Source organism: Billgrantia aerodenitrificans (assembly GCF_021404405.1).
In the GTDB taxonomy this organism is placed as follows: domain Bacteria; phylum Pseudomonadota; class Gammaproteobacteria; order Pseudomonadales; family Halomonadaceae; genus Halomonas; species Halomonas aerodenitrificans.
Genome location: NZ_JABFTV010000009.1, coordinates 207,080 through 233,018 on the forward strand (window position 1 = coordinate 207,080; position 25,939 = coordinate 233,018).

23 protein-coding genes are annotated in these 25,939 nt (G+C 65.6%); 5 read left to right on the top strand and 18 right to left on the bottom strand.

The genetic code is table 11. From position 1 onward, the window contains the following. Positions 1-62 precede the first annotated feature (62 nt). The 4 genes from HOP59_RS17505 to HOP59_RS17520 form a co-directional block, all read right to left on the bottom strand. Positions 63-527, bottom strand: a complete 465-nt coding sequence (locus tag HOP59_RS17505; protein WP_234254806.1) for a DUF6586 family protein — start codon at positions 525-527, stop codon at positions 63-65. Further along, positions 524-3,151: a type I DNA topoisomerase gene (gene topA, locus HOP59_RS17510; RefSeq protein WP_234254807.1), complete on the bottom strand. Its 2,628-nt coding sequence runs from the start codon at positions 3,149-3,151 to the stop codon at positions 524-526. Before topA ends, HOP59_RS17505 begins: the two co-directional genes overlap by 4 nt. A 269-nt stretch (positions 3,152-3,420) precedes the next feature. After that, entirely contained in the window at positions 3,421-5,886 is a 2,466-nt protein-coding gene (locus HOP59_RS17515) for a DUF3141 domain-containing protein (protein ID WP_234254808.1), read from the bottom strand. A 136-nt stretch (positions 5,887-6,022) separates the two neighbouring features. Beyond that, positions 6,023-6,964 carry an ATP-binding protein gene (locus HOP59_RS17520; RefSeq protein ID WP_234254809.1) on the bottom strand — a complete coding sequence of 314 codons (942 nt, stop codon included), beginning with the start codon at positions 6,962-6,964 and terminating at the stop codon, positions 6,023-6,025. Between the two features lie 92 nt (positions 6,965-7,056). Between HOP59_RS17520 and HOP59_RS17525 the strand changes: the two genes are divergently transcribed. Together HOP59_RS17525 and lipA are read left to right on the top strand one after the other, a co-directional pair. Then, positions 7,057-8,046 (top strand): LysR family transcriptional regulator, encoded by a 990-nt coding sequence (locus HOP59_RS17525; RefSeq protein WP_010629091.1) that lies wholly within the window; start codon positions 7,057-7,059, stop codon positions 8,044-8,046. 175 nt (positions 8,047-8,221) lie between these two features. Further along, positions 8,222-9,277: a lipoyl synthase gene (gene lipA, locus HOP59_RS17530; RefSeq protein ID WP_010629092.1), complete on the top strand. Its 1,056-nt coding sequence runs from the start codon at positions 8,222-8,224 to the stop codon at positions 9,275-9,277. Positions 9,278-9,299: 22 nt separating this feature from the next. Here lipA and lipB read toward each other — a convergent pair whose 3' ends face one another. From lipB to HOP59_RS17585, 11 genes are all read right to left on the bottom strand, one after another. Further along, positions 9,300-9,950, bottom strand: a complete 651-nt coding sequence (gene lipB / locus HOP59_RS17535) for a lipoyl(octanoyl) transferase LipB (protein WP_234254810.1) — start codon at positions 9,948-9,950, stop codon at positions 9,300-9,302. 18 nt (positions 9,951-9,968) lie between these two features. Further along, a complete protein-coding gene (locus HOP59_RS17540; RefSeq protein WP_010629094.1) occupies positions 9,969-10,277 on the bottom strand; it encodes an HP0495 family protein in 309 nt (102 codons plus the stop codon). A gap of 168 nt (positions 10,278-10,445) precedes the next feature. After that, entirely contained in the window at positions 10,446-11,657 is a 1,212-nt protein-coding gene (locus HOP59_RS17545; RefSeq protein ID WP_422676737.1) for a D-alanyl-D-alanine carboxypeptidase family protein, read from the bottom strand. A 45-nt stretch (positions 11,658-11,702) separates the two neighbouring features. After that, complete coding sequence (locus tag HOP59_RS17550) at positions 11,703-12,722, bottom strand: septal ring lytic transglycosylase RlpA family protein (protein WP_234254812.1); 1,020 nt, start codon at positions 12,720-12,722, stop codon at positions 11,703-11,705. Then, positions 12,719-13,717 (bottom strand): lytic murein transglycosylase B, encoded by a 999-nt coding sequence (gene mltB, locus HOP59_RS17555; protein WP_234254813.1) that lies wholly within the window; start codon positions 13,715-13,717, stop codon positions 12,719-12,721. The genes HOP59_RS17550 and mltB overlap by 4 nt, the downstream gene beginning before the upstream one ends. 128 nt (positions 13,718-13,845) lie before the next feature. Then, positions 13,846-15,000, bottom strand: a complete 1,155-nt coding sequence (rodA, locus tag HOP59_RS17560; protein WP_234254814.1) for a rod shape-determining protein RodA — start codon at positions 14,998-15,000, stop codon at positions 13,846-13,848. 3 nt (positions 15,001-15,003) lie between these two features. Continuing rightward, complete coding sequence (gene mrdA / locus HOP59_RS17565; RefSeq protein ID WP_234254815.1) at positions 15,004-16,911, bottom strand: penicillin-binding protein 2; 1,908 nt, start codon at positions 16,909-16,911, stop codon at positions 15,004-15,006. A gap of 39 nt (positions 16,912-16,950) precedes the next feature. Then, positions 16,951-17,418, bottom strand: a complete 468-nt coding sequence (gene rlmH / locus HOP59_RS17570) for a 23S rRNA (pseudouridine(1915)-N(3))-methyltransferase RlmH (protein ID WP_234254816.1) — start codon at positions 17,416-17,418, stop codon at positions 16,951-16,953. After that, on the bottom strand, positions 17,415-17,774 hold the full coding sequence (rsfS, locus tag HOP59_RS17575) for a ribosome silencing factor (RefSeq protein WP_010629101.1): 360 nt from the start codon (positions 17,772-17,774) through the stop codon (positions 17,415-17,417). Before rsfS ends, rlmH begins: the two co-directional genes overlap by 4 nt. 66 nt (positions 17,775-17,840) lie before the next feature. Continuing rightward, positions 17,841-18,470, bottom strand: coding sequence for a nicotinate-nucleotide adenylyltransferase (gene nadD / locus HOP59_RS17580; RefSeq protein WP_051004663.1), 630 nt, complete (start codon positions 18,468-18,470; stop codon positions 17,841-17,843). Between the two features lie 65 nt (positions 18,471-18,535). Beyond that, a complete protein-coding gene (locus HOP59_RS17585) occupies positions 18,536-19,837 on the bottom strand; it encodes a glutamate-5-semialdehyde dehydrogenase (protein ID WP_234254817.1) in 1,302 nt (433 codons plus the stop codon). 89 nt (positions 19,838-19,926) lie between these two features. Here HOP59_RS17585 and HOP59_RS17590 point away from each other — a divergent pair, with 89 nt between their 5' ends. Genes HOP59_RS17590 through HOP59_RS17600 form a run of 3 tightly spaced genes read left to right on the top strand, consistent with a single transcriptional unit; the run spans position 19,927 to position 23,155 of the window. Beyond that, on the top strand, positions 19,927-20,790 hold the full coding sequence (locus tag HOP59_RS17590) for a hypothetical protein (RefSeq protein WP_010629104.1): 864 nt from the start codon (positions 19,927-19,929) through the stop codon (positions 20,788-20,790). Then, positions 20,783-21,715 (top strand): diguanylate cyclase domain-containing protein, encoded by a 933-nt coding sequence (locus HOP59_RS17595; protein ID WP_010629105.1) that lies wholly within the window; start codon positions 20,783-20,785, stop codon positions 21,713-21,715. The genes HOP59_RS17590 and HOP59_RS17595 overlap by 8 nt, the downstream gene beginning before the upstream one ends. Before the next feature lie 39 nt (positions 21,716-21,754). Beyond that, on the top strand, positions 21,755-23,155 hold the full coding sequence (locus tag HOP59_RS17600; protein ID WP_191222977.1) for a bifunctional DedA family/phosphatase PAP2 family protein: 1,401 nt from the start codon (positions 21,755-21,757) through the stop codon (positions 23,153-23,155). 24 nt (positions 23,156-23,179) lie between these two features. On the opposite strand, the gene HOP59_RS17605 is transcribed toward HOP59_RS17600, so the two are convergent. From HOP59_RS17605 to mpl, 3 genes are all read right to left on the bottom strand, one after another. Continuing rightward, on the bottom strand, positions 23,180-23,803 hold the full coding sequence (locus HOP59_RS17605; RefSeq protein WP_010629107.1) for a LysE family translocator: 624 nt from the start codon (positions 23,801-23,803) through the stop codon (positions 23,180-23,182). Between the two features lie 67 nt (positions 23,804-23,870). Next, on the bottom strand, positions 23,871-24,488 hold the full coding sequence (locus HOP59_RS17610; RefSeq protein ID WP_234254818.1) for a flavin prenyltransferase UbiX: 618 nt from the start codon (positions 24,486-24,488) through the stop codon (positions 23,871-23,873). Beyond that, entirely contained in the window at positions 24,481-25,860 is a 1,380-nt protein-coding gene (gene mpl / locus HOP59_RS17615; RefSeq protein ID WP_234254819.1) for a UDP-N-acetylmuramate:L-alanyl-gamma-D-glutamyl-meso-diaminopimelate ligase, read from the bottom strand. Before mpl ends, HOP59_RS17610 begins: the two co-directional genes overlap by 8 nt. Positions 25,861-25,939 lie beyond the last annotated feature (79 nt).

Genomic DNA, 25,939 nt, shown 5'->3' on the forward strand with positions numbered 1-25,939 from the left:
TGAACACGCTTGACGTACATCAACGGAAGACGATATGAGCACCAGCCGCCGGGCGATGGCGGCTACCACTCCTGGCTGGTCTCGCGCAGCGACTGGATTTCACGCTTGGCTTCCTCGAGGCAGGCCCGCAGCTCGTCGCCCAAGGCTGCACTGCCGCCCACCGCGATCATGCCCGCAGCGCTCGGCCTGCCCCGCCGGGCAACACCAGCGCTGTCGTGCAGCGCCTCAATGCGCTGCAGCAGCCAGCTCAGCCAGCTGTCGGGGCGGGCCGCCAACTCACGCAGCCGGTGCAACTCGGCAATGCCGAGCCCATCGCCCCCGAGCAGCTCGCGCCAGTCGTGTCGCGGCAGGCGGGCGTGCTCGGTGACCTCGCGCAGCAGCGACTCCAGCGCCAGCTCGGCCAAAGCCAACGCGGCCTCTTCGCTCGCCATGCGCCGGGCCTCGGCATGCTCGTCGTTGCCGGAATCGATGTCGAGCAGCAGCTCGGCCTGATACAGCAGCTGATTGGTACGGCCACGAGGGGTCACTTGCGCTTGTCCTCCACCTGCCATTTGCCATTGTCGAAGAGCGCCCGCCAGCCGGTTGCCTTGCCGTCATCCTCGGTCATGACGAACTGCTCCTTGCTCTTGCGCGAGTAGCGGATCTGCGCCGGGCGACCGTCCGGATCCTCGGCAGGCGCATCGAGCAGGTAGTGGTATTTCTCGGGCAGTTCCTTGGCATGTGCCTTGAGTTCACGCACCAAGGGTGGGCGCGTCTCGCGATTGCGTGGGAACTTGCTCGCCGCCAGGAACAGACCGCTGGCGCCGTCGCGCAGCACGTAGTGATCGTCGACCTTCTCGCAGGCCAGCTCCGGCATCGGAATGGGGTCCATCTTGGGCGGCGCCACCTCACCGCTGCGCAACAGCTTGCGGGTGTTCTTGCACGCTTCGTTGGTGCAACCGAAGTACTTGCCGAAGCGGCCGGACTTGAGCTGCATCTCGCTGCCGCACTTGTCGCACTCGATGGTGGGGCCCTCATAGCCCTTGATGCGGAACTTGCCGTGCTCGATCTCATGGCCGTCGCAGTCGGGGCTGTTGCCGCAGATATGCAGCTTGCGTTTCTCGTCGATCAGATAGCTGTCCATCGCCGTGCCACACTTGGGGCAGCGATGCTTGGCGCGCAGCGCCTGGGTCTCGGCCTCTTCGCCGGCGTCCGCCGGCACTGCCTCGTCGCCGGGCAGCAGATCGATGGTGGTCTTGCAGCGCTCCTTGGGCGGCAGATTGTAGCCGGAGCAGCCCAGGAACACCCCGGTGGAGGCCGTGCGGATCTGCATCTTGCGCCCGCAAGTGGGACAATCGATATCGGTGGGCACCGGCTGATTGGGCCGCATACCCGCCTCGCTCTCGGCGGCCTCCAGCTCCTCGCGGAACTCGGCATAGAAGGCATCGAGCAGTTCGCGCCAGTTGCGCTCGCCCTCGGCCACCTCGTCGAGGCTGTCCTCCATGCGCGCGGTGAAGGAGTAATCCATCAGGTCGGGGAAGGACTCCTTGAGGCGCTCGGTGACGATGTCGCCCAGCTTCTCTGCGTAGAAGCGCCGGCTCTCCAGCTTGACGTAGCCGCGATCCTGAATGGTGGAGATGATCGAGGCGTAGGTCGAAGGACGGCCGATACCGCGTTTCTCGAGTTCCTTGACCAGGCTAGCCTCGGTGTAGCGGGCCGGCGGCTTGGTGAAGTGCTGCTGCGGGTCGAGTGCCTCGAGCCGCATGGGGGTACCCTCGGCCAGGTCCGGCAGGGCCTGGTCCTCGTTCTTGCCCATGGGCTTCATCACCCGGGTATAGCCGTCGAACTTGAGCACCCGACCCTTGGCCTTGAGCTCGTAGCCTTCAGTCTCGACCGTCAGCGTACTGGAGAGGTACTCGGCCGGGGTCATCTGACAGGCCACGAACTGACGCCAGATCAGCTCATAGAGCCGCTCGGCATCGCGTTCCATACCGGCCAGGTCGCCAGCCTTGCGATTGACGTCGGAGGGACGAATCGCCTCATGGGCCTCCTGTGCCCCCTCCTTGCTCGAGTAACGGTTGGGCGACTCTGGCAAGTAGCGCTTGCCATACTCTTGCTCGATGTGTTCGCGGACCATGGCCACCGCATCCTGGGAGAGATTGGTGGAGTCGGTCCGCATGTAGGTAATATAGCCCGCCTCGTAGAGGCGCTGGGCCAGGGTCATGGTCTTCTTCACCGAGAAACCGAGGCGGCCGCTGGCGGCCTGCTGCAGGGTCGAGGTGATGAAGGGAGCGCCCGGCTTGGATCGCGTCGGCTTGTCTTCGCGAGCGGTAATGGCCAGCGAGGCCTTGCGCAACGCCTCGATACGCGTAAGCGTCTCGGCCTCTGTGGTGGGCCGGAACGCCTTGCCGTCCTGGCGCACCAGCTCGAAGCGTACCGGTTCACCTTCGCTGGAGACGAGGTCGGCGTGGACGTCCCAGAACTCCTCGGGCACGAAGGCACGGATCTCGCGTTCGCGCTCGACGATCAAGCGCACCGCCACCGACTGCACGCGACCGGCGGAAAGGCCACGGGCAATCTTGGCCCACAGCAACGGCGACAGCATGAAACCCACCACGCGGTCGAGGAATCGACGCGCCTGCTGCGCTTCGACACGGGGCAGGTTGAGCGTGCCGGGCTCCTTGAAAGCCTCCTTGATGGCGTTCTTGGTGATCTCGTTGAACACCACGCGACGGTAGCGCTCGTCGTCCCCGCCGATGGTCTCCTTGAGGTGCCAGGCGATCGCCTCTCCCTCACGGTCGAGATCGGTAGCGAGATAGACGGCGTCGGCCTTCTCGGCCAGCTTCTGCAGCTCGGCCACCACCTTTTCCTTGCCGGGCAGAATCTCGTAGTGGGCCTTCCAGCCGTGCTCCGGATCGAGCCCCATGCGCCGGATGAGCTGTTCCTTGGCCTTGTGCTTCTTGTACTCGGCTTTCTCTTCGGGCGACATCTTGCGCGTCGCCGCCGCCTGGCGTGCCCGTTCCTTGGGGTCGGTGGCCGTCTTGCCCGAGCCGCTGGTCGGCAGGTCGCGAATATGACCCACGCTCGACTTCACGATGAACTCGCTGCCGAGATATTTATTGATCGTCTTGGCCTTGGCCGGCGACTCGACGATGACCAATGACTTGCCCATAGTGCTCCACATTCTACTAGGCGGGACTCTTCCCCGCCTGACGGTTTCGGCCCGCCTGTCCTCGGCGGACGCTCCGTGCGGGGTGAAAAATCCGCCTACCCTACCCCAGCAACCCGTTTCGCGCCAGCTGCTTCCACATGGCGGCAGTAAAGCAGCAATCTCGACATAGCATCAAGAGAACATCAAGAGAAGGTAAAACAGCAGCGCCTCTGCCGCTAACGGCAGAGGCGCCAGGAGACCACGCAAAGTAGCCACTCGGCCGTTGCGCGTCAGCTCTTGCGAGGCTTGCGCGGCGCCCTCTTGGCGACCGGCTTCTCGCCGCCGGCATCGCCACTTTCCTTGGACACGGTGGCCTTGGTCGCGGAGGCCTTGCTGCCACGGCTGGCGCGCTTGGCCGGTGCCGCTTTCGCCGGGCTCGGGTCGACCTTGGTCTCGGCATCCTGCAGCATCTTCTCCACTTCATCCCTGGCGGCGACCTCGGCTTTGGCTTCCGCCGCTACTTCGTCGTGCAGGGCGACGAGGGCCTGGCGACTTGCTGCCGGCTCGACCCGTTCCAGCGCCTCGCCGAAGAGCTCCCGAATATGCTCATAGCGCTTGCGCACCTGCTCGGAAAGCTCGCCGCTGGCGGCCAGTACATGCTCGATATGCTCGAGGGAGTCGCGAATCGCCTCGGGCCGTTCTCCTGCCAGCAGCTCTGGAATGGCTGCCAGCGCCGCCTCACGGTCGAGCTTGAGGATGAAGAACTGCTCACGCACCAGATGCTTGAAGTCCGACAGGCTGCTGCCCGGCTCCAGCTCGGCCCGCGACGCCCGCAGGCGCTTGAAGTTGCGCTCGTCGGTGGTGGGCGCCCCGCCCAGTACATAAATCACCGAACGCATCACCGCCTCGTGAATACCGCCTTCGGCGACGCGCTGGCGCAGCTCGTCCTGACGCCGCTCAATGAAGCGCCGATGCTCCGGCTCGCTGCCGGGCTGACGGCGATGTACGTGGGCATCGCCGCCCAAGCCGACCATGGCCTGCAGCAGCGGCTGGCCGTACACCGTAAGGAAAGCATGTTCGATGCTCTGATCGCGGATCTCGCGCCAGGTATCGAGCGCCCGGGAAATCTGGTCGGAGCAGGCCTTCTCCAGTAAACGCAGCAGGTTGCTGTCGTCGACCGGATGCCGGTCGCGACGCACCCAGTCGGCCAGCACCGGCAGCGGCACCGACAGCGGATTTCGGTCCGACAGCAGCTTGTAACCCAGGCGGATCGGGTGCATACGCCGCATGAGACGTGCCGCTTCGGGGGTGATGGTCGCCCGGATCCAGGGCTGCACGAACAGCCGATAGAGCCCCAGATTGATTTCCGAGACGCGCGCCACGGTAGCGAAGCGGGTGTCGTCATCGGCGCGGTGCTGCAGCACGTCGCGGTTGAGTCCCTCGATGGAGCGCGCCTTGAACTCGAGCAGGTAGTCGCGCTCGATCAGTTCGGCATCGTCACGCTCCTTGGCGCTGGTGACCTTGGTCTCGTAGAGCCCCGGTGGCAGCACGTCGATATAGTCGATGTTGGCCGTAAACTCGGCGTGCTCCTTGCGCGACACGCTGCCCGACACAAAGATGCCCAGGTGCCCGGTGCTGTCGTGCACGCAGTAGACGATGGTCTGCCCGCTGGCAATGATGTCGTCTACTCCGCCATAAAGGTCACGCACCCAGCCCAGCGCCTGGGGCGGCGGCGTGATGTCGTCGCCCTGGGAGCAGAACACCACTACTGGAGAGCGCACGTTGCGCAGATCGATGCGGCGGCCGTCCGAGGTCACCAGTTGGGCGGTGGAGAGGCGGTTGCCGACGAACAGGTTGTCGACGATGTACTGGATCTCCTCGCCGCCCAGCACCACGTGACCGCCCCACCAGCGCTCGAAATTGAGATAGCGCCCGGCCTCGGTGTCGACGTTGGCGTACAGCCGGTACTGCTTGTCCCACCAGGTATTGGCCGGATTGAGGCGTTCGAAGTTCTGCACCAGCAGAGCGCCGTCGAACAGGCCATCTCCCAGGTCGCTGGCCAGGGTGGTCATCCAGCTGCCGCCGGTCATGCCGCCGGTGTAGCGCATCGGCGCCTTGCCCCGCTCACCAGCCCAATAGGAGAGCGGCGCACCGGCAATGAGAATGGGGCCGAAGACGTCCGGCTCGAGCGAGGCCGCCATCATGATCTGCCAGCCCGCCTGGCAGTTCCCCACCACCATCGGCTTCTCGGAGTCGAGATGGTGCTCGATCACGCAACGCAGAAAGGCGATCTCCGCCTCGACCACGTCTTCCACGGTCTGGCCGGGCTCCGGATAAGGCAGAAAGCCGATGAAATAGCAGGGATGACCGGCGCGCAGCGCGACACCGATCTCGCTGTCGGGCTTGAAGCCACCGATGCCGGGCCCGTGTCCGGCACGCGGGTCCACCACCACGAAGGGGCGGGACTGGGGATCGACTTCGATCCCGGCCGGCGGCAGGATCCGCATCAGTTCGTAATTCACCGGTCGCGGCAGGGTGCGACCGTCCATCACCACCTCGGCATCGAAGCCGAGCACGTTGGGTTTGGTCTTCTCGATGTGTTCGAGATACTGGTTGCCACGCTCGCGCATCACGTCCATGTAAAGCACACTGCGCTCGACGGCATCACGCCAATAGTCGAAAACGGCACGGCCAAAACCGAATGGGTCGAGCAAGCTGAGCGCCTCTGCGGGCGGTGTCGGCATCAGTGAGTTCATGTTCGGCTCCAGTTTTCCCGGCGCACGTCAGGGGCGTCAGGAGGAGAAAATTTGCTGCACTGCAACAAGCATAGTACTCCCTGCGCCGGATGGACGCAGCCGTTTTGTCGATTTTTTGTGACCGCTCGCGGTAGCCTCAGTCCACTTCGCCATTGCCGGGCGCGACGTCGCCATGCCATTCAGCCAGTGCCCGCCGCTCACGACGCCTGGCCTCGGCCGCATCGCGCCCCCACACCAGCAGACGAACCCGGGCCTCGTTCCCGACCGCTGCCGGTCGATCGAGCCTGACCCCCGGCCCACCGCAAAGTAGCCCTTTGCCCAGCGGAAGCAGGCGCAGGCTGGCATGACCCGGCCGCCCCGGACCGTGCCCCATGTGGCCGACCCTGGGGCGCCGCAACCTCTCCCCTTGCACCAGACGAATCTGCTCGACAGCCAGATCGAGCCCACTCAATACCTCGGCCAGGCCCTCGAAACCCGTCAGGCCGGGGCACATGTCGACAAAGCCCAGGCGGTTGTTGGCCAGGGTGAAGCTCAACGTCGCCAGGCCGACCAGACCCAGGGCGCGGGCACCCTGCACGGCTAGCTGCCCAAGATAGGCGCGCTGCTCCGGCGTCAGCCGTTCGCTCGGCGCCACGGCGAAATCGTCGGCCATCCGCTCGTGCTCGACCAGGGCCAGCGCCTGGCCACGATTGTCGGCCAGCACCGGCAGATGGACGCACGGTGCAGAGGGCACCGGCTCGGCCAGCGGCAGGCCCGCTTCCCGCATCAGATGCCGGGCGGCATCGCCGTTGCACATGGCGTCGAGCAAGGTCGTGCCCGAGCCGACGAACGCCAACCCGGCGCCGGCACAGGCCCGTGCCAGGCTGCGCTGCTGCTCTGCCGTCGCCTCACCCGGGTGCAGTGCATCGCAGGCCAGCTCACGCGCGCGTGCGATCAGCGCATCGTCGGCCAGACAGCCGCCGGCATGCCAGGCCAGCCCGAGTTCGCTACAGGCCTGACCTGCACGCAGGGCGCCAAGCCCGCTACCGGCCACCAGCAGACGCTGCCGGCGCAATGGATCGAATCGAAGGCTTTGCATGGATTCCCACTCTGTGACGCTATGACAAGGCAGTGATAGCATGACAAGGGTTCTTCACCGGGCCTGCCTGTGCCCTTCCAGCGGATCGATCGATGACAACCCCAAGGCTGCTGAACCGCCTGACCTTTCGCCAGTTGCAGGTCTTCCAGGCCGTGCATCGGCAGCAATCCTACTCACGCGCCGCCGAACAGTTGGGCCTGACCCAGCCGGCGGTCAGCGCACAGATCCGTCAGCTCGAGCAGGCCCTCGGCCAACCCCTGTTCAAGTACGCTGGCAAGACCCTGCACGTGCTGCCGGCGGCCGATGCCCTGGCAGCCTCGACCCAGGCCATCTTCGGCCAGGTCTCGCGACTGCAGATGACGCTGTCGGACCTGGACGGCACGATTTCCGGGGAGCTCAATCTGGCGGCCGTCTCCACGGCACAGTACGTGGTACCTCATCTGATCGCCCGCTTTCGCGCTCACTACCCCAACGTTCAGGTACGCCTGCGGGTCTGCAACCGCAGCCAGGCCCTGGAAAGGCTGGCCGCACGCAGCGACGACCTGGTGATCATGGCGATGGTGCCCGAAGAGGACGACAACCTGGTCTTCATGCCGTTCCTGGAGAACGAACTGATACCCATCGTCTGGCCCGGCCATCCACTGCTCGAGGCGCCCTCGCCCACCCTGGAAGATCTGGCCCGCCACTATCTATTGATGCGTGAGTCAGGCTCCGGCGTACGCACCGCTTTCGAGCAGCTCGCCGCCGAGCAGGACGTGGCCTTGCAGCATACCATGGAGCTGGGCACCAACGAGGCGATCAAACAGGGGGTGATGGCTCACCTGGGTGTCACCGTGCTGCCGCGGCTGGCAGTTCGTCTCGAGATCGGCGCCGGACTGCTGGCGGAGCTGCCACTACCGGGTTTTCCCCTGCGCCGCTCCTGGTGCACGGTCTACCCCCGAGACCGCTTCCCCACACCGGTCACCGAACTGTTCCTGCGTTTCGTGCGCGAGCGTCTGGGCGAAATCGAAGCGCACTTCCGGGCGCCACCCCGGCCAATCCCCGACCATGGCGTCGTCTGCCTGCCGCTTACATCAGGTTGAGCGTCACGCCTGCGTCGCCCTGCTCCGCTGTGCCAGTCAGGCGCGATATGGTAGATTACGGGCCTGCGACCAACGTATCAATTGCCGTGCCTTTGGCCAGGTCCGCCCGCGATGATGGCGCACCGATGAACTCTGGCACGGCCGTGGCAGCCGCCTAGTGGAGAGGCTCACACCTATGAGCGACAACACCTCGAAACGCGTGCCTAGCGGCGCGAAGTTCCGCACCGAGCACGGCTTCGCCGCCATCAAGGACGGTATCAAGCTGCAGCGCAGCCAGACCGATGAACAACCGGAACCGGGGCGCAAGCCGAAGTGGCTACGCGCCCAGATGCCCGGCGGCGGGCGTTTCGAGGCAGTGAAGCGCAACGTCAAGGAACACCGCCTGAGCACCGTATGCGCCGAGTCTCACTGCCCCAACATGGGCGAGTGCTGGAGCAACGGTACGGCCACCATCATGCTCATGGGCTCGGTGTGTACCCGCGCCTGCCGCTTCTGTGCCGTAGATACCGGCAATCCCCGCGGCTGGCTGGACAGCGAGGAGCCGGCCAATACCGCCAAGTCGGTGGAGCTGATGGGCCTGCGCTACGTGGTGCTCACTTCGGTTGACCGTGACGACCTGGCCGATGGCGGCGCCTCTCACTATGCTGCCTGCATTCGGGCGATCAAGGCCAACACGCCCGCAGTGGTAGTCGAGGCGCTCACCCCCGACTTCGATGGTGACCAAACTGCCATCGAGCAGGTGGTCGACTCCGGACTGGAAGTGTTCGCCCAGAACGTCGAGACGGTGGAACGACTCACCCACTACGTGCGCGACCCGCGTGCCGGCTACCGCAAGACCCTCGACGTGCTGGCCCACGCCAAGCGCTACCGCCCCGACGTGCTGACCAAGACCAGCCTGATGCTGGGGCTTGGCGAAACCGACGAAGAGATCCTCCAGACTTTCGACGACCTGCGCGCCATCGACGTCGACATCGTCACCCTGGGGCAGTATCTGCGTCCGACGCGCAACCATTTGCCGGTAGAGCGCTGGGTCACGCCAGACGAGTTTGAGCGCTATCGCCGCCTGGGCCTGGAAAAGGGTTTCATGGAAGTGGCCTCCGGCCCGCTGGTACGCTCCAGCTACCGGGCCGACCGGGTGTTCGAGAAGAACAATCTGGGCCTGGCCGCCCCCGCCGAGGTACCGGGCCAGGAGCCCGACCCCAACCGCATTCAGGCGATCAACGTCGGTTGATGGCGCTCCCCGCCGGCGGCCTTCACACGGCCGCCTGTGCTTCCTGCAGCTGCAGCTCGCGCCCCAGCTCACTCGCCAGGCTCCGCGCCAGACTCAGACCCACCTGCTCCACCGAAGGCGGCTTGGCCACCAGATCGGCCAGGCGCGTCATGGCCATGCCGGCATAGCCGCAGGGATTGATGCGTGCGAAGGGGCTCAGGTCGGCATCGACATTGAGCGCAACGCCGTGATAGCTGGCACCGCGCCGGATACGTAAGCCCAGCGAGGCGATCTTGGCCTCGCCGACGTAGACACCGGGGGCATCGGCGCGTGCCCGCGCCTCGATGCCCTGCTCCACCAGCACGGCGATGACGGCATTCTCCAGCGCCGAGACGAGATCCCGCACCCCGAGCCGCGAGCGCCGCACGTCGAGGAGCGGATAGAGCACCACCTGCCCCGGCCCGTGATAGGTCACCTGGCCGCCGCGATCCGTCTGCACTACAGGAATGTCGCCCGGCATCAGCAGGTGCTCGGGCTTGCCGGCCTGCCCCTGAGTGAAAACCGGATCATGCTCCACCAGCCAGAGCTGGTCCGCAGTCGTCTCGTCGCGGGTATCGGTGAGGTCGCGCATGGCCTGCCACACCGGGAGGTAGGGTCGTCGGCCCAGGCGATGAAGCTCGATAGGAGCGGCCATAGCGGCGCATGGCGCCATCTATACCACCATGTGCACGCGGCCGGTGGCCTTGAGATCGGCGAACAGCGCCTTGAGCTGCTTCTCACCGGTCGCCCGCAGGGTCAGCCTCACCGAAAGGTAACGGGCAGTACGGCTCTCGACGACCTCGATGCTTTCGGCATCGAAGCTGGCATCGTGGCGCAGCACCACCTGGCACACAGTGGCGGTGAAGTCCTCGGCGGCATCGCCCACCACCTTGATGGGATAGTCGCAGGGAAAGGTGATCGTCGGCGCCGCTTGGTTTGTCGCCGGGGCTTGGCGTAAATCGCGCAGTTTGTCGTCTGACATGGCTCTCTCGGGGTCGTGGCCCTTCCTATCTATTCCGAGTATTTTACTCGGCTTTCACTCGGCACCCAAGCCATCGGCAGCCAAGCCGCTGGTGCCCAAGGTATGCCAAGGAGTCCCATGCAGGCGGCGCACAGCGGCGCCGCCTGTCTCGAATGGCCTGGGAACGACCTAGAACCAGCCGCTAAGCAGATTGCTGAAGAAGCGCCTCACCTGATCGAATAGGCGCTTAAATAGGCCGCCCTCCTCGATCGTCTCGAGGGCCACCAGGGGGTGTTCGCCCACGACTTCATCACCGAGACGAACCTCCAGGGTGCCGACCCGGTCGCCCAGGCTGATGGGCGCATTGAGGTCCTGGCGAATGTCCAGCCGCGCATGCAGCTCTTCGTTGCGCGCCCGCGGCAGAGTCATGGCCACGTCGCGGTCGACGCCGACGCGCAGCTCGTTCTTCTCGCCGCCCCAGATCCGGGGTGAGTTGAGCACCGCCCCCTGATCGTAGAGATTGAGGGTTTCGTAGTAGCGGAAACCGTAGCTGAGCAGCTTCTGGGTCTCCTGGGCACGGGACTCCTCCGAGCTGGTGCCCATCACCACCGAAATCAGGCGCATGCCGTCGCGCTTGGCCGATGCCACCAGGCCGTAACCCGCCTCGGTGGTCCAACCGGTCTTGAGGCCGTCGACAGTGGGGTCGCGCCACAGCAACCGGTTGCGGTTGGGCTGGCGAATGTCGTTGTAGGTGAAGTATTTCTCGGCGTAGACCGCGTAATGTTCCGGGTAGTCGTTAATGATGTACTGCGAGAGCAGCGCCATGTCGCGGGCCGATGAGTACTGCTCCGGATGCGGCAGCCCGGTGGCATTGGCAAAGCTGGTGTTGTGCAGCCCAAGGCGCGTGGCGTGCTGATTCATCAGATCGGCAAAAGGGGCTTCACCGCCGGCCAGGTGCTCGGCCACGGCCACGCTGGCATCGTTGCCCGACGAGATGATGATGCCGTAGAGCAGATCGCGGATGGAAACCTCGGTGTTGACCTCGATGAACATCTTGGAGCCGCCCGTACGCCAGGCGTTCTCGCTGACGCGCACGGTGTCGTCCAGGTTGATGTTGCCACGGTCGAGCTCCCGCTCCACCAGATAGGCGGTCATCAGCTTGGTCAGGCTGGCCGGGGGAAGACGCTCATCGGCGTTGTGCTCGACCAGCACCCTGCCGCTGTCCGCATCCATCAGAATCCAGGACTTGGCAGCGATCTGCGGTGGAGCCGGGATCATGGTCTGTGGGGTCGGGGTCGGAGTTGCCTGGGCCAGAGCCTTGGAGACGCACAGCAACAGGCCGAACAGCATCAGTGGCAGCAGCCGACGGTAGATAGGGGTGGACAGCACTCGCATGGGCATGAATCTCATCACTACGTCGAGAAAGGTCAAGGGGAACGGCGCGACTCAGTCGGCGCCGTTGACAATAAAGGCTTGTTCGAAGCCGGCACGCCTCAGCTCAGCGCGCACAGGCTCGACCTGCCCGGCGTGGGCCAGGGGGCCGACCTGGACACGATACATACCGGTGGCATCTGCCACCCGCACGGGATGAGACAGCTCGCTTTCGAGGCGCGCCTTGAGCGCCCGGGCGTTGTCGGCGGATCCCAGCGCGGCGATCTGCAGATAGATCGGCATGCCGTTGCTGCCAGCCTGGTTGGACCCACTCGATGCAGCAGCGCCGGCGCTCGCCGCCGGGGCACTGGCCTGCTGAGGTGCCGAGCTGGCTTGCTGAGATGCCGGGTTACTGCGTGGAGTCGCCTGAGCCGCCGTTTGGACAGCGCCAGAGGAGGTTCGGTTCGCGCCGTTACCACCATTGCCGCCATTTTCGGCCAACCACACCTCCGCATCGATCGCTTCGACCTTGACCCGACCGGTGCCGCGCTCGAGGATGTCGAGCCGCGCCGCTGCCGCGTAGGAGAGATCGATCTCGCGATCGTTGTGGAAGGGACCGCGGTCGTTGACTCGGACGATGACCGAGCGACCGTTCTCGAGGCTGGTCACACGCGCATAAGTAGGCAGCGGCAGGGAACGGTGGGCCGCGGTCATCTCGTACATGTCGTAGATTTCGCCATTGGACGTGGCGTAGCCATGGAATTTCTCACCGTACCAGGAAGCCGTACCCTGGCGGGCGTAGCCTCGCGCGTCGGGCAGTACGTGGTAGGTCTTGCCCCACACCTCGTAGACGGGACGATTGCCGCCACGTGAGAGCGGCTCCACGCGCGGCACGGCATCGGGAATCTGGCTGACATCCGGGGGATTGTCCGGATAGGCATCGCTGTTCATGGCATAGCGACCGCCGCTGCTGGATGGCGCCGGGGCGGCGGGCTGTCTATCGGTACTGTCACGCTGCGGCGCGGTGGTCGGCCCGCTGCTCGCACAGCCCGCCAACAAAGCGGTAACGGCAAGCACGATCGGCAGCGCTTTCATGGCGATTCCCCTCGTTCGGCGGATCCATTCTGCGGCAGAGGGCCGAGCTCGCGCATGGCGGCGATCTCCTCGGCCAGCTCGGTCACGGCCATGGCGTAAAGATGGCTGTGGTTGTAGCGGGTAATGACGTAGAAATTCTCATGACCGAGCCGATAGCGCCAGCTCGACTCATCCACTTCCAGCGCCAGCGGGATCACCCACTGCTCACCATCGAGCCCGCCCTTGGCAGCGACGCCCGCCTGCTCCAGCTCACTCACTTCGACGTAGGGACGCTGAGTGCGGTTGAAATCGATACCGGAAGGCGGCTCATCGGACGGCCCCTGAGCTTCAACGTAGATCAGCTCGCCGGGGCGCCAGCCATGCTCGGCGAAGTAGTTGCCCACGCTGCCGATGGCATCGACGGGATTGGTCCACAGGTTGCGCTGGCCGTCGCCGTCGAAATCGACCGCGTAGGCGCGGTAGCTGGTCGGAATGAACTGCGGATAGCCCATGGCGCCGGCATAGGAACCCTTGAGACTGCCGGGGTCCACCTCCTGCTCGTGGGTGATCTCGAGAAAGGCGGCAAGCTCGCCACGGAAGAAATTACCGCGCACCGGATGATGGAAGGCCAGCGTCGAGAGCGAGTCGATGACGCGGTGACGTCCGGTGAAGCGGCCATAGCTGGTTTCGACGCCGATGATGGCCGCGATCACCTCCGGCGGCACACCGTATTCGGCATAGGCGCGCTCGAAGGCATCCTCGTGGGCTTCGATGAAGTCAACGCCACGCGCGATGCGCTCCGGCTGCAGGAAAATCTCGCGATACTCATCCCAGCGCAACCGCCGCTCGGCTGCCCCCTCCATGGCATCGAGTACGCCCTGCTGGAAGACGGCCTGTTGCAGCGCCGTCTCGAGCCAATCGCGTTCGATGCCGCGCTCGGCCAACTCTTCCACCAGTTGCCTTGCCCCCTCGTGCTGGGCAGGGGTGAAATCCGCCGCCTGAAGAGACGGTACCATCAATCCCAGAACCGTTGCCGTTACAGCGGCAATTCGAGGTCCTTTCCACCCTTTCCACTTGCACTCAGGCGTCATGCTTCTGCCACTCCCTGACCGGGGCATTGTCGCTCGAACCCGCGCTACCACCGTTAACGCGGCAACAGACGACGGTGTCCGTGAATCGACATGAGAATACCGAATCCCGCCAGCAAGGTCACGCTGGAGGTGCCGCCATAGCTCACCAGTGGCAGCGGAACGCCGACCACCGGAAGAATGCCGCTGACCATACCGACATTGACGAATATGTAAATGAAGAAGGTCAGGATGATGCTGCCTCCCAACAACCGACCGAAAGTATCGTGCGACGCCATGGCCAGCCACAGCCCGCGCAGGACGATCAGCAGATAGAGAAACAGGATGAGCAGCATACCGACCAGGCCGAACTCCTCGCCAAGCACCGCCACGATGAAATCGGTGTGACGCTCGGGCAGGAATTCGAGCTGCGACTGGGTGCCCTGGAGCCAGCCCTTGCCCCACAGGCCGCCGCTGCCGATGGCAGTGGTCGACTGAATGATGTTCCAGCCGGCGCCCAGCGGATCGCTCTCCGGGTTGAGGAAGGTCAGCACCCGTTGGCGCTGGTAATTGTGGAGATTCACCCACAGCAAGGGCAGTGCCGCCGCCGCGGCAACGGAAAGAAAGAGAATGAAGCGCCAGGAGAGCCCGGCCAGCAGCACCACGAACACGCCGGCACAGGCCACCAGCAGCGAGGTACCCAGGTCCGGCTGCCGGGCGATCAGCAGCACGGGCAAACCCAGCAATACCGCGCACACCAGAAGATCCTTCCAGCGTGGCGGCAACTCACGCCGGCTCAGCCAAGCGGCCAGCATCAGCGGCATTGCCAGCTTCATCAACTCGGAAGGTTGAAAGCGGATCACGCCGGGAATCACCAGCCAGCGCCGCGCCCCCATACCGACATCGCCCACCAGTTCGACGGCGACCAGCATCAGCAGTCCGGCGCCATAGAGCAGCAGCGCCCAGCGCATCAGGGTGGCCGGCGGCAACTGAGCCAGCACCAGCATGATCACGAACGCCACCACGAAACGCGACGCCTGGGCCATCACCACTTCGATGCGCTGGCCGCTGGCACTGTAAAGCACGCCCAGCCCGACCGTCAGCAGTATCACCAACAACAGCAGCAGCCAGGGATCGAGATGCGTGCGCTCCCAAATGCTCTTGCGCCGCGAAATACCGCTTTCCGGCGCCCGCACCGGCCGGGCGCGCAGCCCGTTCATCAAGCCGAACATCACTCAGTTCCCCGCCACGCTGCTGTCATCGTTTTCCATCGTCTCGCGGATCTCGTCTGCATCGGGCGCCTCCTCCTCCAGCAGCCAGGCATCGGTCATCGCCCGCGCCAGATGGGCAGCATGGGTACTGCCACCACCGGCATTCTCCACGATCACGGAAACGGCGATCTGTGGATCCTCCAAGGGGGCGAAGGCCATGAACAGGGCGTGATCGCGCAGCCGTTCGGCCAGCTCTTCGGCGTTGTAACGCTGGTCCTGACCCAACGAGAACACCTGCGCGGTGCCCGACTTGCCGGCCATGCGGTACTTCAGGCCCACGCCGGTCCGCCGCGCCGTGCCTTCGCTGCCGGTCAGCACTTTCTCCATGCCGGAGAAGACACGGTCCCACCAGACATCACTCTGCACCGCGATATCGTTGGGCGTATCGGGTAGCTCCACGGGCACCGGCTCGTCGCCGATCCGGCTCGCCAAGCGCGGCTTGACCCATTGACCGCGGTTGGCGAGCACCGCCGTGGCGGTTGCCAACTGCAGCGGCGTAACCTGCCAGTAGCCCTGGCCGATGCCCACCGACAGCGTCTCGCCGGGAAACCAGGGCTGATTGAAACGCGCCCGTTTCCAGTCGCGCGACGGCATCAGCGCCCCGCTCTCGCCGAACACATCGTGACCGACGCGCTGACCGAAGCCAAAAGCGCTCATCTGCTCATGCAGGCGGTCAATACCCATCTCATGGGCCAGCGAGTAGTAATAGGTGTTGTTGGAGACAGCGATGGAACGCTCCATGTCCACCCGCCCGTGCCCCCAGCGCAGCCAGTTGCGATAGCGCCGGCTGTCGTTGGGCAGCTGGTAGAAGCCGGGGTCGTTGATGACACGATCGGGCGTGATCACCCCTTCTACCAGGCCTGCCAGGGCGAGGAAGGGCTTGATCGTGGAACCGGGCGGATACTGGCCGCGAATGGCCCGGTTGAACAGCGGCAGATCGATGTCCTCCTGCAACGCCCGGTAGGAGGCGAAATCGATGCCGGTGACGAACTGGTTACTGTCGAAGCCGGGCGCCGACACCATGGCCAGTATCTCCCCGGTAGCGGGAACGATGGCCACGATGGAACCGCGTCGGCCATCGAGCAGCTCATAAGCGAGGTTCTGCAGATCGCGGTCGAGGGTCAGCGTCAGGTTCTGTCCCGGCACGGGATCGGTACGACCGAGTTCACGCAACACACGGCCACGCGCATTGGTCTCCACCTGGCGCAATCCGGCCTGTCCGTGCAGCACGTCTTCGTAAAAGCGTTCCACGCCGGTCTTGCCGATGAAGTGAGTACCCGCATAGCGCCCAGGGTCGAGCGTCTTGACCTCTTCAGCATTGATGCGACCGACATAGCCGATCGCATGGGCCATGATGTTCGCATCGGGATAGAAGCGCAGCAGTTGGGCTTCCACCTCGACCCCGGGCAAGCGGTGCCGATTCACTGCCAGCCGGGCGATCTGGACCTCATCGAGATCGCTCATCAGCAGCGCGGGCTGGAATGGTCGCTGCGGCTGCCGGGCGCGAATGCGAAATCCTTCCGCCTCTTCCGGCGTCAGCTCCAGCAGCTCCTCGAGCCGGTCCAGGGTGGCATCGAGGTTTTCGGCCCTCTCACGTATCAACGTCAGGTTGTAGGTCGGACGATTCTCGGCCAGCAGCATGCCGTTGCGGTCGAAGATCAAGCCGCGGGTGGGCGGCAGCGGCTCCACCCGCACGCGGTTCTTCTCGGAACGCGTCGTGTAGACCTCGTGCTGGACCACTTGCAGATAGACGAGCCGTCCCGACAGCAACCCGGTCAGGATCAGGATCGTCAATACGGCGAGCAGGGCGCGTACGCGAAAGATGCGCAGCTCCTGCTCGGGATTCTTGAGGGTGTCACGGCGGTCGCGCATGCCGACAATAGATCTCACTCAGTTTCGGTAAGGCGCCGTTCAGCGGTGGTAGGGATGCCCCACCAGCAGGGTCCAGGCGCGATAGAGCTGTTCGGCCAGAATCACCCTGACCAGTGGATGCGGCAGCGTCAGCGCCGACAGCGACCAGCGGCGATCGGCGGCCGCGGAGAGCTCAGGGGCCAGGCCATCCGGCCCACCCACCAGCAGCACCACCTCACGCCCTTCGAGCCGCCAGCTCTCGGCCTCCTGGGCCAGACGCTCTGTGCTCCAGGCTCGCCCGCCGACTTCCAGTGCCACGACGAATTCATCGCCCCGCAGCCGCTCCCGTATGCGCTTGGCTTCCGACGCCACGGCCCTGGCCGTATCGGCATTCTTGCCACGCTGTCCAGGAACGATCTCTTCGATCTCCAGAGCGAAGTCGCGCGGCAGGCGCTTGCGATACTCCTCCACCCCTTCGTTGACCCAACCAGGCATGCGAGTGCCGACCGCCAACAGGCGGATCCTCATGTGCCGCCCTGCTCCTGATGCTCGCCATCGCTCGGCAGGTCGGCCCACAGCCGCTCCAGGTCATAGAGTTGTCGAGTATCGGGCAGCATGACATGCACCACGAGATCGCCAAGATCGACCAGCACCCAGTCGGAGCCGGCCTGCCCCTCTACCCCCAGGGGCTGAATGCCGCTTGCCTTGGCCCGTTCGACCACATGGTCGGCCAGCGCCGTCACATGACGGGTGGAGGTACCGCTGGCCACTACCATCAGGTCGGTGACACTGGTCAGCCGGGAGACATCGAGCAGTGCGACATCCTTGGCTTTGAGATCCTCCAGTGCATCTACTACCAGTGTCTTGAGCGATTCGTTATGCATAGCCCCTCATCAACGGGAAGTCTTGGACTCCGCCATTGTAGCGTCTTGGGCAGCTGCTGGCAGCGTTCAAGAGTGACGATACAACGAGGCGGCGTCGATTCTTCTCTCCACCGCTTCCGGCAGCAGGTAACGCACGCTGCGCCCCTCCGCCAGACGCTGGCGTATCGCCGTTGCCGAAAGCGCCATGCGCGTGGGCAATGCCAGGCGCAATAAACCACCCGCAGCACGCCGCATGAGAAGCTCGGGTCTATCGACCTCACGTCCGGCGATCAGTTCGGTAAGCGCGGAAGAAAGCGGTGCGGCATGGTCGGGGCGGTCGATGACGACCAGGTGAGCCAGCTCGAACAGCCGCTGTGGCTCGTGCCAGTCGGCCAGACGCAGAAAGGCATCATGGCCCAGCGCCATGATCAGGCGCGCCTCGCGACCGTACTCGTCGCGCAGCCCGGCCAGGGTATCGACGCTGTACGACGGGCCGTCACGCTCGAGTTCTCGCCCATCAGCCACCAGCCCCGGCGTATCGCCTATTCCTAGCCTAAGCAGGTTCAAGCGCTCCTGCGGCGCCACCTGGGGCCTGTCGCGCAACGGCGGCATGCACGCCGGCACCATGTGCACCCGATCGAGCGCCAGCGCCTCGTGCAGCTCCACGGCGCTGCGCAGGTGCCCCAGGTGCACGGGATCGAAGGTGCCGCCGAACATGGCCACGCGCGGCGGCTCGAGCGGCCTCACGGCCTGCTGCGAAGGCAAGGCGCCGCTCTGCGCCGTCACTGGCGTACCTGGCCGTCGCCCAGCACAACGTACTTGCGCGTGGTCAACCCTTCGAGCCCGACCGGACCGCGCGCATGAAGCTTGTCGGTGGAGATGCCGATCTCCGCACCCAGGCCGTACTCGAAGCCATCGGCAAAACGGGTCGATGCATTGACCATCACCGAGCTCGAATCGACCTCGGCCATGAAGCGACGCGCCAGCCCGTAGTCTTGGGTCACGATGGCATCGGTGTGGTGCGAGCCATAGCGCTCGATGTGCTCGATGGCAGCTTCCATGCCATCGACCACCCGCACCGCCAGTACCGGGGCCAGATATTCGGCGTACCAGTCTTCTTCGCTTGCGGCAGCGATACCGTCGAGAATGGCCCGGCTGCGCTCACAGCCGCGCAGCTCGACCTCGTACACGGCATAGGCTTGCGCCAGGCGCGGCAGCAGCTCCTCGGCCACCGGCGCATCGACGAGCAGGGTCTCCATGGTGTTGCAGGTGCCGTAGCGATGCGTCTTGGCGTTGACGGCGATCGCCAGCGCCTTCTCGGGATCCGCCGTGGCATCGATATAAACATGGCAGACACCGTCCAGGTGCTTGATCACCGGCACCCGCGCCTCTCGAGAGATGCGCTCGATCAGGGACTTGCCACCCCGCGGGATGATTACGTCGACATACTCCGGCATGGCGATCAGCTGCCCCACCGCGGCACGGTCGGTGGTGGCCACTACCTGCACCGCGTCCTCGGGCAGCCCAGCCTCGCGCAGCCCGGCGCGAATGCAGGCGGCGATGGCGGCATTGGAATCCCGCGCCTCGGAGCCGCCGCGCAGGATGCTGGCATTGCCCGACTTCAGGCACAGGCTGGCGGCCTCCATGGTCACGTTGGGCCGCGACTCGTAGATGATGCCGATTACCCCGAGCGGCACGCGCATCTGACCCACCTGAATACCGCTGGGCCGGTAGCGCAACCCCTCGATCTCGCCCACGGGATCGGGCAGTGCCGCCACCTGCTCGAGACCTTCGATCATCGCATCGATGCGCGCATCGTTGAGCGCCAGACGATCGAGCAGGGCCGGCTCGAGGCCGTTGTCGCGACCACGGGCCAGATCGGAGGCGTTGGCCTCCAGTATCTCACCGCGGCGACGCTGAAGGTGCTCGGCCATGGCCAGCAGGGCGCGATTCTTGTCGCCGGTCACGGCGCGACGCATCTGAGTGGCAGCGGCACGTGCCGCCTGCCCGAGGCCAGCCATGTAGGCCACGACATCGTCGATCTGGGTGGCACTGGTTTCGTTTTGGGAGGCGTGAGCGGTCATGCGGAACGAAGTTCTCCTGGCAGAGCGCCACACGGCGCTGCGAACGTTATACTGGCGCGATACCACGTTGAACCCCATAGTAAGGCACCATGCAGAGCAAGTACAAAGTCGGGCTGATGCGCCTGAACCTGTGGGCCGCGGCGCTGTTACTGATCCTGCTGGCTTACCTCGCCGAACCGCTCTCCAGCGCTCTGCTGCTGGTGTTGGCCAGCGTCTGGCTGATGGTGACGGCCAGTCTGCTCGAACTCAGCTACCGGCGCCCCCCCACCGTCCCCTGGCAGTTGTTACCCAGCATGCTGTTGGCCGGCCTGCTGCTCGTGGAACCTGAGCGTCACGCGCTGTGGCTATGGGTGTGGCCCGCTCTACTGATGCTACCCCAGCCCGGCTGGGTGCTGGCGCTGAGCTGCGCCCTGGCCGGACTCACCTGGTGGCGCCTGGCAGATCTGCTGGGCATCGAGCAGACGCTGTTCTCCGGCCTGGTACTGCTACCGTTGATGCTGCTCGGACTGGCCCGCAATCGCTATTTGTTACCGTCGCGTGCCGGTTCGCGTCAGCGCATGCGCCTGGTGCCGGGCCTGCCGCTCTGGAGTAGCCAGCAGCTCTCCGCCGACCTGCGCCGCGAGCGCGCCCGCTGCCGGCGGGAGGGCGTACACGGAGAGCTGATGCTGCTGCGCATGCCACGCGGCAAGTTCTGGCCCTTGGCCCAGGAGCTGTGTCGCCTGACCCACGATTTCGAGAACTGTTATCGGCTCGACCATCGCACCTTGGCGACGCTGCTGCTCAGCCGCAACGACGACCAGGCCCAAGCCCGGCGTCAGACGTTGCTCAAGGGGCTTCGCCCCAATGCCGAGATACGCTTCGTACCGCTGAACCAGGTCTCGACTCTCGACGACCTGACGCGGCACTTCACGCATCGCGCCCCCCAGCCCCAGACGGAGCGACCGGATGGATGACGATAGCCGCAACGCCGCGGGCAGACTCATCGTGGCGTATGCCTTTTCTGCGCTCTTGCTGGGGTGCTATGCCGCCTGGCGCTATCTGATGGGCGACTACAGCCGCATCCTGCTGCCGGCAGCCCTGGCGCTGGTCATGCTGGTCGCCTGCCTGCTACACGTGGCCCGCCCCAACCAGGCTCGTCTGCCAGCCTATCTGGCACTCCTCGTCGGCTATTCGATGCTGGCCCTGGAACTGCCCTGGCTGGAAGAGGCAGGCATCATGTGGATTGGCCTCGCGCCGCTGCTCACGGTCCTGTTGCTGCCGCTGGCTTCCGCCATGCTGCTGAATCTGTTCCTGGCCCCCGTGTGGCTGTTCTTGAGCGACACCGCGCTGGACCTGCATTTCGCTCTCGGCTATGTGGCCATGACTCTGGTCGTTGCCCTGGTACCCTGGGAGCAACGCCGCCAGCAGGCCCTGCTGGAAGCCACCAACCCTCGCGACCGCCATTGCAATGCCCTGGCGCGGGAGGCCATGCACGAACTGCTCGGCAGTGAATATCAACGTACTCAGTTCCTCGGCCAGCCCCTGGCCGTCCTGGCTCTGCACCTGCCCCAACTGGAAATGGCCAGCGAACAGTTCGGCAGCCGGGCACGCCAGGCCCTGCTCGACGCTCTGTGTCTCGCCGTGCACCGCTGCTCGCGGCGGCACGACTTCCTGGGGCGACAGGGCACGTCCACCTTCTGGCTGGTACTGCCCGATACCAGCCAGAGCGGCGCACAGATGGTACAGCAGCGCATCGAACAGGCGCTCGAGTCGACGGTGCTGGTGGATACCGGTACCCTGCGAGCGCCCATCGCGCACTGCCAGCGCCTGCCCGGCGAGAGCTGGCCGCGTTTCGAGCAGCGCCTGCTGGAGCTTACACGCAAGCTCAGCGAGACTTGAAGGCGCCCCGCGCCACGACATACCCACAAGGAGTGCTGTTTGAGCCTGACAGAGACCCTGCAACAGCTTGCCCCCTCCCCCGAGATGCTGCTGTTCATCGTGGGAGCCATCGCCCTGCTCGAGTCTCTTGCCCTGGTCGGCCTGCTATTGCCCGGCGTGGTGTTGATCACCGCCGCGGCATCCTTGGCCGGCCATCAGGACATGGCCTTGACCTCCCTGTTGCTGGCTGCCTTCATCGGCGCCGTGCTCGGTGACGGCATCAGCTTCGCCCTGGGCTACAGCCAACGCGAGCGAGTCACCCGACTGTGGCCACTGTCACGCCATCCCGAGTGGCTGGCGCGGGGCGCCCGCTTCTTTCAGCGCTATGGCAGCCTGTCGGTCTTCTTCGGTCGTTTCGTCGGCCCGGTACGCCCCGTGATTCCGCTGATCGCCGGCATGCTGCACATGTCGCCGCGCGCCTTCCTCTGGGCCAACCTTGCCTCGGCGGCGCTGTGGGCACCGGCCTACGTCCTGCCCGGCTATCTGCTGGGGCAGACCTGGCAGCAACTGCTCACGCTACCGGCAGGGCTGGAAGCGCTGCTGATCGTTCTAGCGATCATCGTCGTGGTGCTGACGGTGGCCTTCTCGTGGCTGCGCCATCAGGTCAGCCGCTCGGGTCGCGTCTACCGACTGCTGGCCCACGGCGCCCGGCGCCGCCCCTTGCTGCGCCGAGCCTGGCTCAAGCGCAGTTGGCGCCGCGGCGAGGTGCCTCTGGCCAGTTGGCTGCTGCTGGTCTTCTCGCTGGGCGGGCTGTCCGGACTGACCATCGCCGTCATCCGCCAGCGCGGTCCCTTTACCATCGACCTGCAGGTACATGCCTTCTTCGACACCCTGGTGGTGCCGTTGCTGCCCGAGGCCGGCCAGTTACTGGCGCGTATCGGCGACATGTACGGCATCCTGGCGCTGGTGCTGCCCTGGGGCGTGTGGCTGCTTCTGCGTCGTCATGTTTCCGCTTTCGCCCACATCGGTGCCGGGCTCGGCGCCATTGCCCTGCTCAATACACTGGGCAAGGCGTTGATCGGGCGGCCACGCCCGGACACGCCGGACTACCTCACCGGCTCGCTGGCCTACCCCAGCGCACATGCCTCGTCAGCCGTGGTGCTGTACGGTCTGGCCGCTGCCTTCATCGCCCAGGAGCTGCCTTCCCAGCGCCGCTTCTGGGTCTACTGGACGGCGATCGCCCTGGCCTTGCCCATGGCGCTGTCACGCCTGGTGATCGGCGTGCACTGGCTGTCGGACCTCATCGGCGGCGGTCTGCTGGGACTGGTGGTGTGCGCCCTGGTGCGGTTGGCCTGGCAGCGCAAGCCCCGTCCCTCACTCGCGCCCTGCCCCTGGCTGGCACTCACCGTAGCCTCGCTGACTCTCGTCGCGGCCCGGGTTGCCCTGCTGCCGCCGGTATGATGCCGAATTGGCTGACACCAATCCTTAGCCCAGGGCCAGCCAGATCCCCACGCCGACCATCAGCGTGCCGGCAATGCGGTTGAGCAGGCGGACGTTGCCACTCTCGCCGAGCACCCGCCGCAGCCCCTTGCCGCCGGCGGCATAGAGCAGCAGGCAGAGAAATTCGATGAGCAGAATTATCGCGATCAAGATGGCCAGCTGGCCGCCGAGCGAGCGCGAGGCATCGAGAAACGGCGGCAGCAGCGCAACGAAGAAGGCCCACCCCTTGGGATTGGCCACTGCGGTGATGAAGCCCTGCAGCGCCAGCTGGCCCCGCGAGGCTCTCGGTAGCTCGACATTCTCCAGCGGGATTGCCATGCGCCCACGGGAGCGCCACATCATCACCCCCAGATAGCCGAGATAGGCGCCACCCACCCACTTGAACAGGGCGAACAGCTCCGGCTGACGCAGCATCAAGGCCGCCACGCCGGCCCCGGCCGCCAACGCCACCAGCCCCACGCCGACCAGCTCGCCGGCCATCATCCACAGCGTGCGCTTCACGCCCTGGGTCATGCCCAGCACCATCGACAGGGTCATGCACATACCCGGCGTCAGCGAGACGAACAGAAAGGTCGGCACGAAGACCGACAGCAACGAGAGTTTGATCATGCGGCTTGGCCTCGTCCTTGGGCAGGCAGTCTGGCAGGTCAGGGTGACTAGGAGATGTCCAGCGCGCTCACTCGCCCCAGCGCGGCATGAGACGATGCTCGATGCCGAGCTGGTTGAGAATGCGCGCCACGATGAAATCGACCAGGTCGTCTACCGTGGCGGGCCGGTGGTAGAAGCCGGGCGCCGCCGGCAAGATCACCGCCCCCAGGCGAGCAAGGTTCAGCATGTGCTCGAGGTGAATGGCCGAGAGCGGCGTTTCCCGCGGCACCAGGATCAGTTGGCGGCGCTCCTTGAGCGCCACGTCGGCGGCGCGCTCGATCAGGTTGTTGCTGGCCCCCGTGGCCACGGCCGACAGCGTGCCGGTACTGCAGGGGCAGATCACCATGGCCGAGGGCGCACCCGAGCCGGAAGCCACCGGCGCCATCCAGTCTTCGCGACCGAAGCAGCGAATCTGCCCCGCGGCCGCACCGCTGCGCTCGCTCAGCGCCTGAGCCAGGCGCTCTGGGCGTGCCGGCAGGCTGGCATCGGTTTCGGTCTCGATCACCAGATGCGCCGCCTTGGAGACCATCACCCACACCTCGTGGCCGGCGGCGACCAGCGCCTCGACCAAGCGCAGGCCGTACTGAGCGCCCGACGCCCCGGTGAGCGCCACCGTGACGGGTGGATGGAAATTGGGTTCATTCATGCGCCACCTCCAGCGCCGCCAGCAACTTGGCGTGAATGCCGCCGAACGCACCGTTGGACATCACCACGATACGGTCCAGCGGGCGCGCCTCGGCCACCAGCACCGCTACCAGGGTATCGATGTCCTGCTCGAGACGTGCCGGTATCGGACTGGCCGCCAATACCGGGTCGAGCGACCAGTCCAGCCCCGGCGGCTGATACCAGAACGCCAGATCGGCCGCGGCCGTACTCGCCGCCAGGCGTTCGCGCAGGGTACCCAGACGCATGGTGTTGGAGCGCGGTTCGATCACCGCCAGCAGGCGACCGCGGGGCGTGGCGGCGCGCAGCCCTTCGAGGGTGGCGGCGAAGGCAGTGGGATGATGGGCGAAATCGTCGATGACCTGAATACCGGCCACCTCGCCGCGCACTTCCTGACGCCGCCGCGGGGTCTCGAAGCGAGCGGCAGCGGCACAGCCGCGTGCCAGGTCGACGCCGCAGGCATGTGCCGCGGCCAGTGCCGCCAGAGCATTGCGTGCATTGTGGGTGCCGGTCAGCGCCCAGTCGACCACGGCGTCCTCGTTCACCTCGCCCTGCTGGTGCACAACGCGGAAGCGCGAAGCGTCATCCCGTTCCGGCTCCAGGCGCCAGGGGCTCGAGGCATCGCTGCCAAAACGCTCCACCGGCGTCCAACTGCCCATCTCCAGCACGCGCTCGAGCGCCGGCTCGCCATCTGCCACCAGCAGCCGTCCACGGCTTGGCACGGTGCGAACCAAGTGGTGGAACTGGCGCTCGATGGCGGCCAGATCGGCAAAGATATCTGCATGATCGAACTCGAGATTGCCCAGAATCGCGATCTCGGGCCGGTAGTGCACGAACTTGGAGCGCTTGTCGAAGAAGGCCGTGTCGTACTCGTCGGCCTCGACCACGAAGGGGGCGCCCGGGGCACCCAGCCGTGCCGACACACCGAAATTGCGCGGCACGCCACCGATCAGGAAGCCCGGCTCGAGACCGGCGGACTCCAACAGCCAGGCGGTCAGGCTTGCCGTGGTGGTCTTGCCGTGGGTGCCGGCCACGGCGATGACCCGCCGCCCCGGCAGCACCTGTTCGGCCAGCCACTGCGGGCCGGAGGTATAAGGCAGGCCGAGATCGAGCAGCGCCTCCACCTCGGGATTGCCCCGCGAGAGGGCATTGCCCACCACCACCAGATCCGGCCGTGGTTCCAGGTTGCTCGCGGCGTAACCCTCACGCAGCTCGATGCCGGCCTCGACCAGTTGCGTGCTCATCGGCGGGTAGACGCCGCTGTCCGAACCGGTGACGGTATGGCCGAGATCCCGTGCCAGCAGCGCCAGGCTGCCCATGAAGGTGCCGCAGATACCGAGAATATGAACGTGCATGGAGTCCGACCTTAATTACCGCATAACGCAGGCAGGCGCCGCCTGCCAGGAAGAACCGGCAGACTAGCACGGTGCGCCG

Bases quoted from the DNA above. Each gene is read 5' to 3' on its own strand.
- topA (WP_234254807.1), bottom strand. From the start codon at position 3,151: ATGGGCAAGTCATTGGTCATCGTCGAGTCGCCGGCCAAGGCCAAGACG.
- HOP59_RS17515 (WP_234254808.1), bottom strand. From the start codon at position 5,886: ATGAACTCACTGATGCCGACACCGCCCGCAGAGGCGCTCAGCTTGCTC.
- HOP59_RS17520 (WP_234254809.1), bottom strand. From the start codon at position 6,964: ATGCAAAGCCTTCGATTCGATCCATTGCGCCGGCAGCGTCTGCTGGTG.
- HOP59_RS17525 (WP_010629091.1), top strand. From the start codon at position 7,057: ATGACAACCCCAAGGCTGCTGAACCGCCTGACCTTTCGCCAGTTGCAG.
- lipA (WP_010629092.1), top strand. From the start codon at position 8,222: ATGAGCGACAACACCTCGAAACGCGTGCCTAGCGGCGCGAAGTTCCGC.
- lipB (WP_234254810.1), bottom strand. From the start codon at position 9,950: ATGGCCGCTCCTATCGAGCTTCATCGCCTGGGCCGACGACCCTACCTC.
- HOP59_RS17540 (WP_010629094.1), bottom strand. From the start codon at position 10,277: ATGTCAGACGACAAACTGCGCGATTTACGCCAAGCCCCGGCGACAAAC.
- HOP59_RS17545 (WP_422676737.1), bottom strand. From the start codon at position 11,657: ATGCCCATGCGAGTGCTGTCCACCCCTATCTACCGTCGGCTGCTGCCA.
- HOP59_RS17550 (WP_234254812.1), bottom strand. From the start codon at position 12,722: ATGAAAGCGCTGCCGATCGTGCTTGCCGTTACCGCTTTGTTGGCGGGC.
- mltB (WP_234254813.1), bottom strand. From the start codon at position 13,717: ATGGTACCGTCTCTTCAGGCGGCGGATTTCACCCCTGCCCAGCACGAG.
- rodA (WP_234254814.1), bottom strand. From the start codon at position 15,000: ATGTTCGGCTTGATGAACGGGCTGCGCGCCCGGCCGGTGCGGGCGCCG.
- mrdA (WP_234254815.1), bottom strand. From the start codon at position 16,911: ATGCGCGACCGCCGTGACACCCTCAAGAATCCCGAGCAGGAGCTGCGC.
- rlmH (WP_234254816.1), bottom strand. From the start codon at position 17,418: ATGAGGATCCGCCTGTTGGCGGTCGGCACTCGCATGCCTGGTTGGGTC.
- rsfS (WP_010629101.1), bottom strand. From the start codon at position 17,774: ATGCATAACGAATCGCTCAAGACACTGGTAGTAGATGCACTGGAGGAT.
- nadD (WP_051004663.1), bottom strand. From the start codon at position 18,470: ATGTTCGGCGGCACCTTCGATCCCGTGCACCTGGGGCACCTGCGCAGC.
- HOP59_RS17585 (WP_234254817.1), bottom strand. From the start codon at position 19,837: ATGACCGCTCACGCCTCCCAAAACGAAACCAGTGCCACCCAGATCGAC.
- HOP59_RS17590 (WP_010629104.1), top strand. From the start codon at position 19,927: ATGCAGAGCAAGTACAAAGTCGGGCTGATGCGCCTGAACCTGTGGGCC.
- HOP59_RS17595 (WP_010629105.1), top strand. From the start codon at position 20,783: ATGGATGACGATAGCCGCAACGCCGCGGGCAGACTCATCGTGGCGTAT.
- HOP59_RS17605 (WP_010629107.1), bottom strand. From the start codon at position 23,803: ATGATCAAACTCTCGTTGCTGTCGGTCTTCGTGCCGACCTTTCTGTTC.
- HOP59_RS17610 (WP_234254818.1), bottom strand. From the start codon at position 24,488: ATGAATGAACCCAATTTCCATCCACCCGTCACGGTGGCGCTCACCGGG.
- mpl (WP_234254819.1), bottom strand. From the start codon at position 25,860: ATGCACGTTCATATTCTCGGTATCTGCGGCACCTTCATGGGCAGCCTG.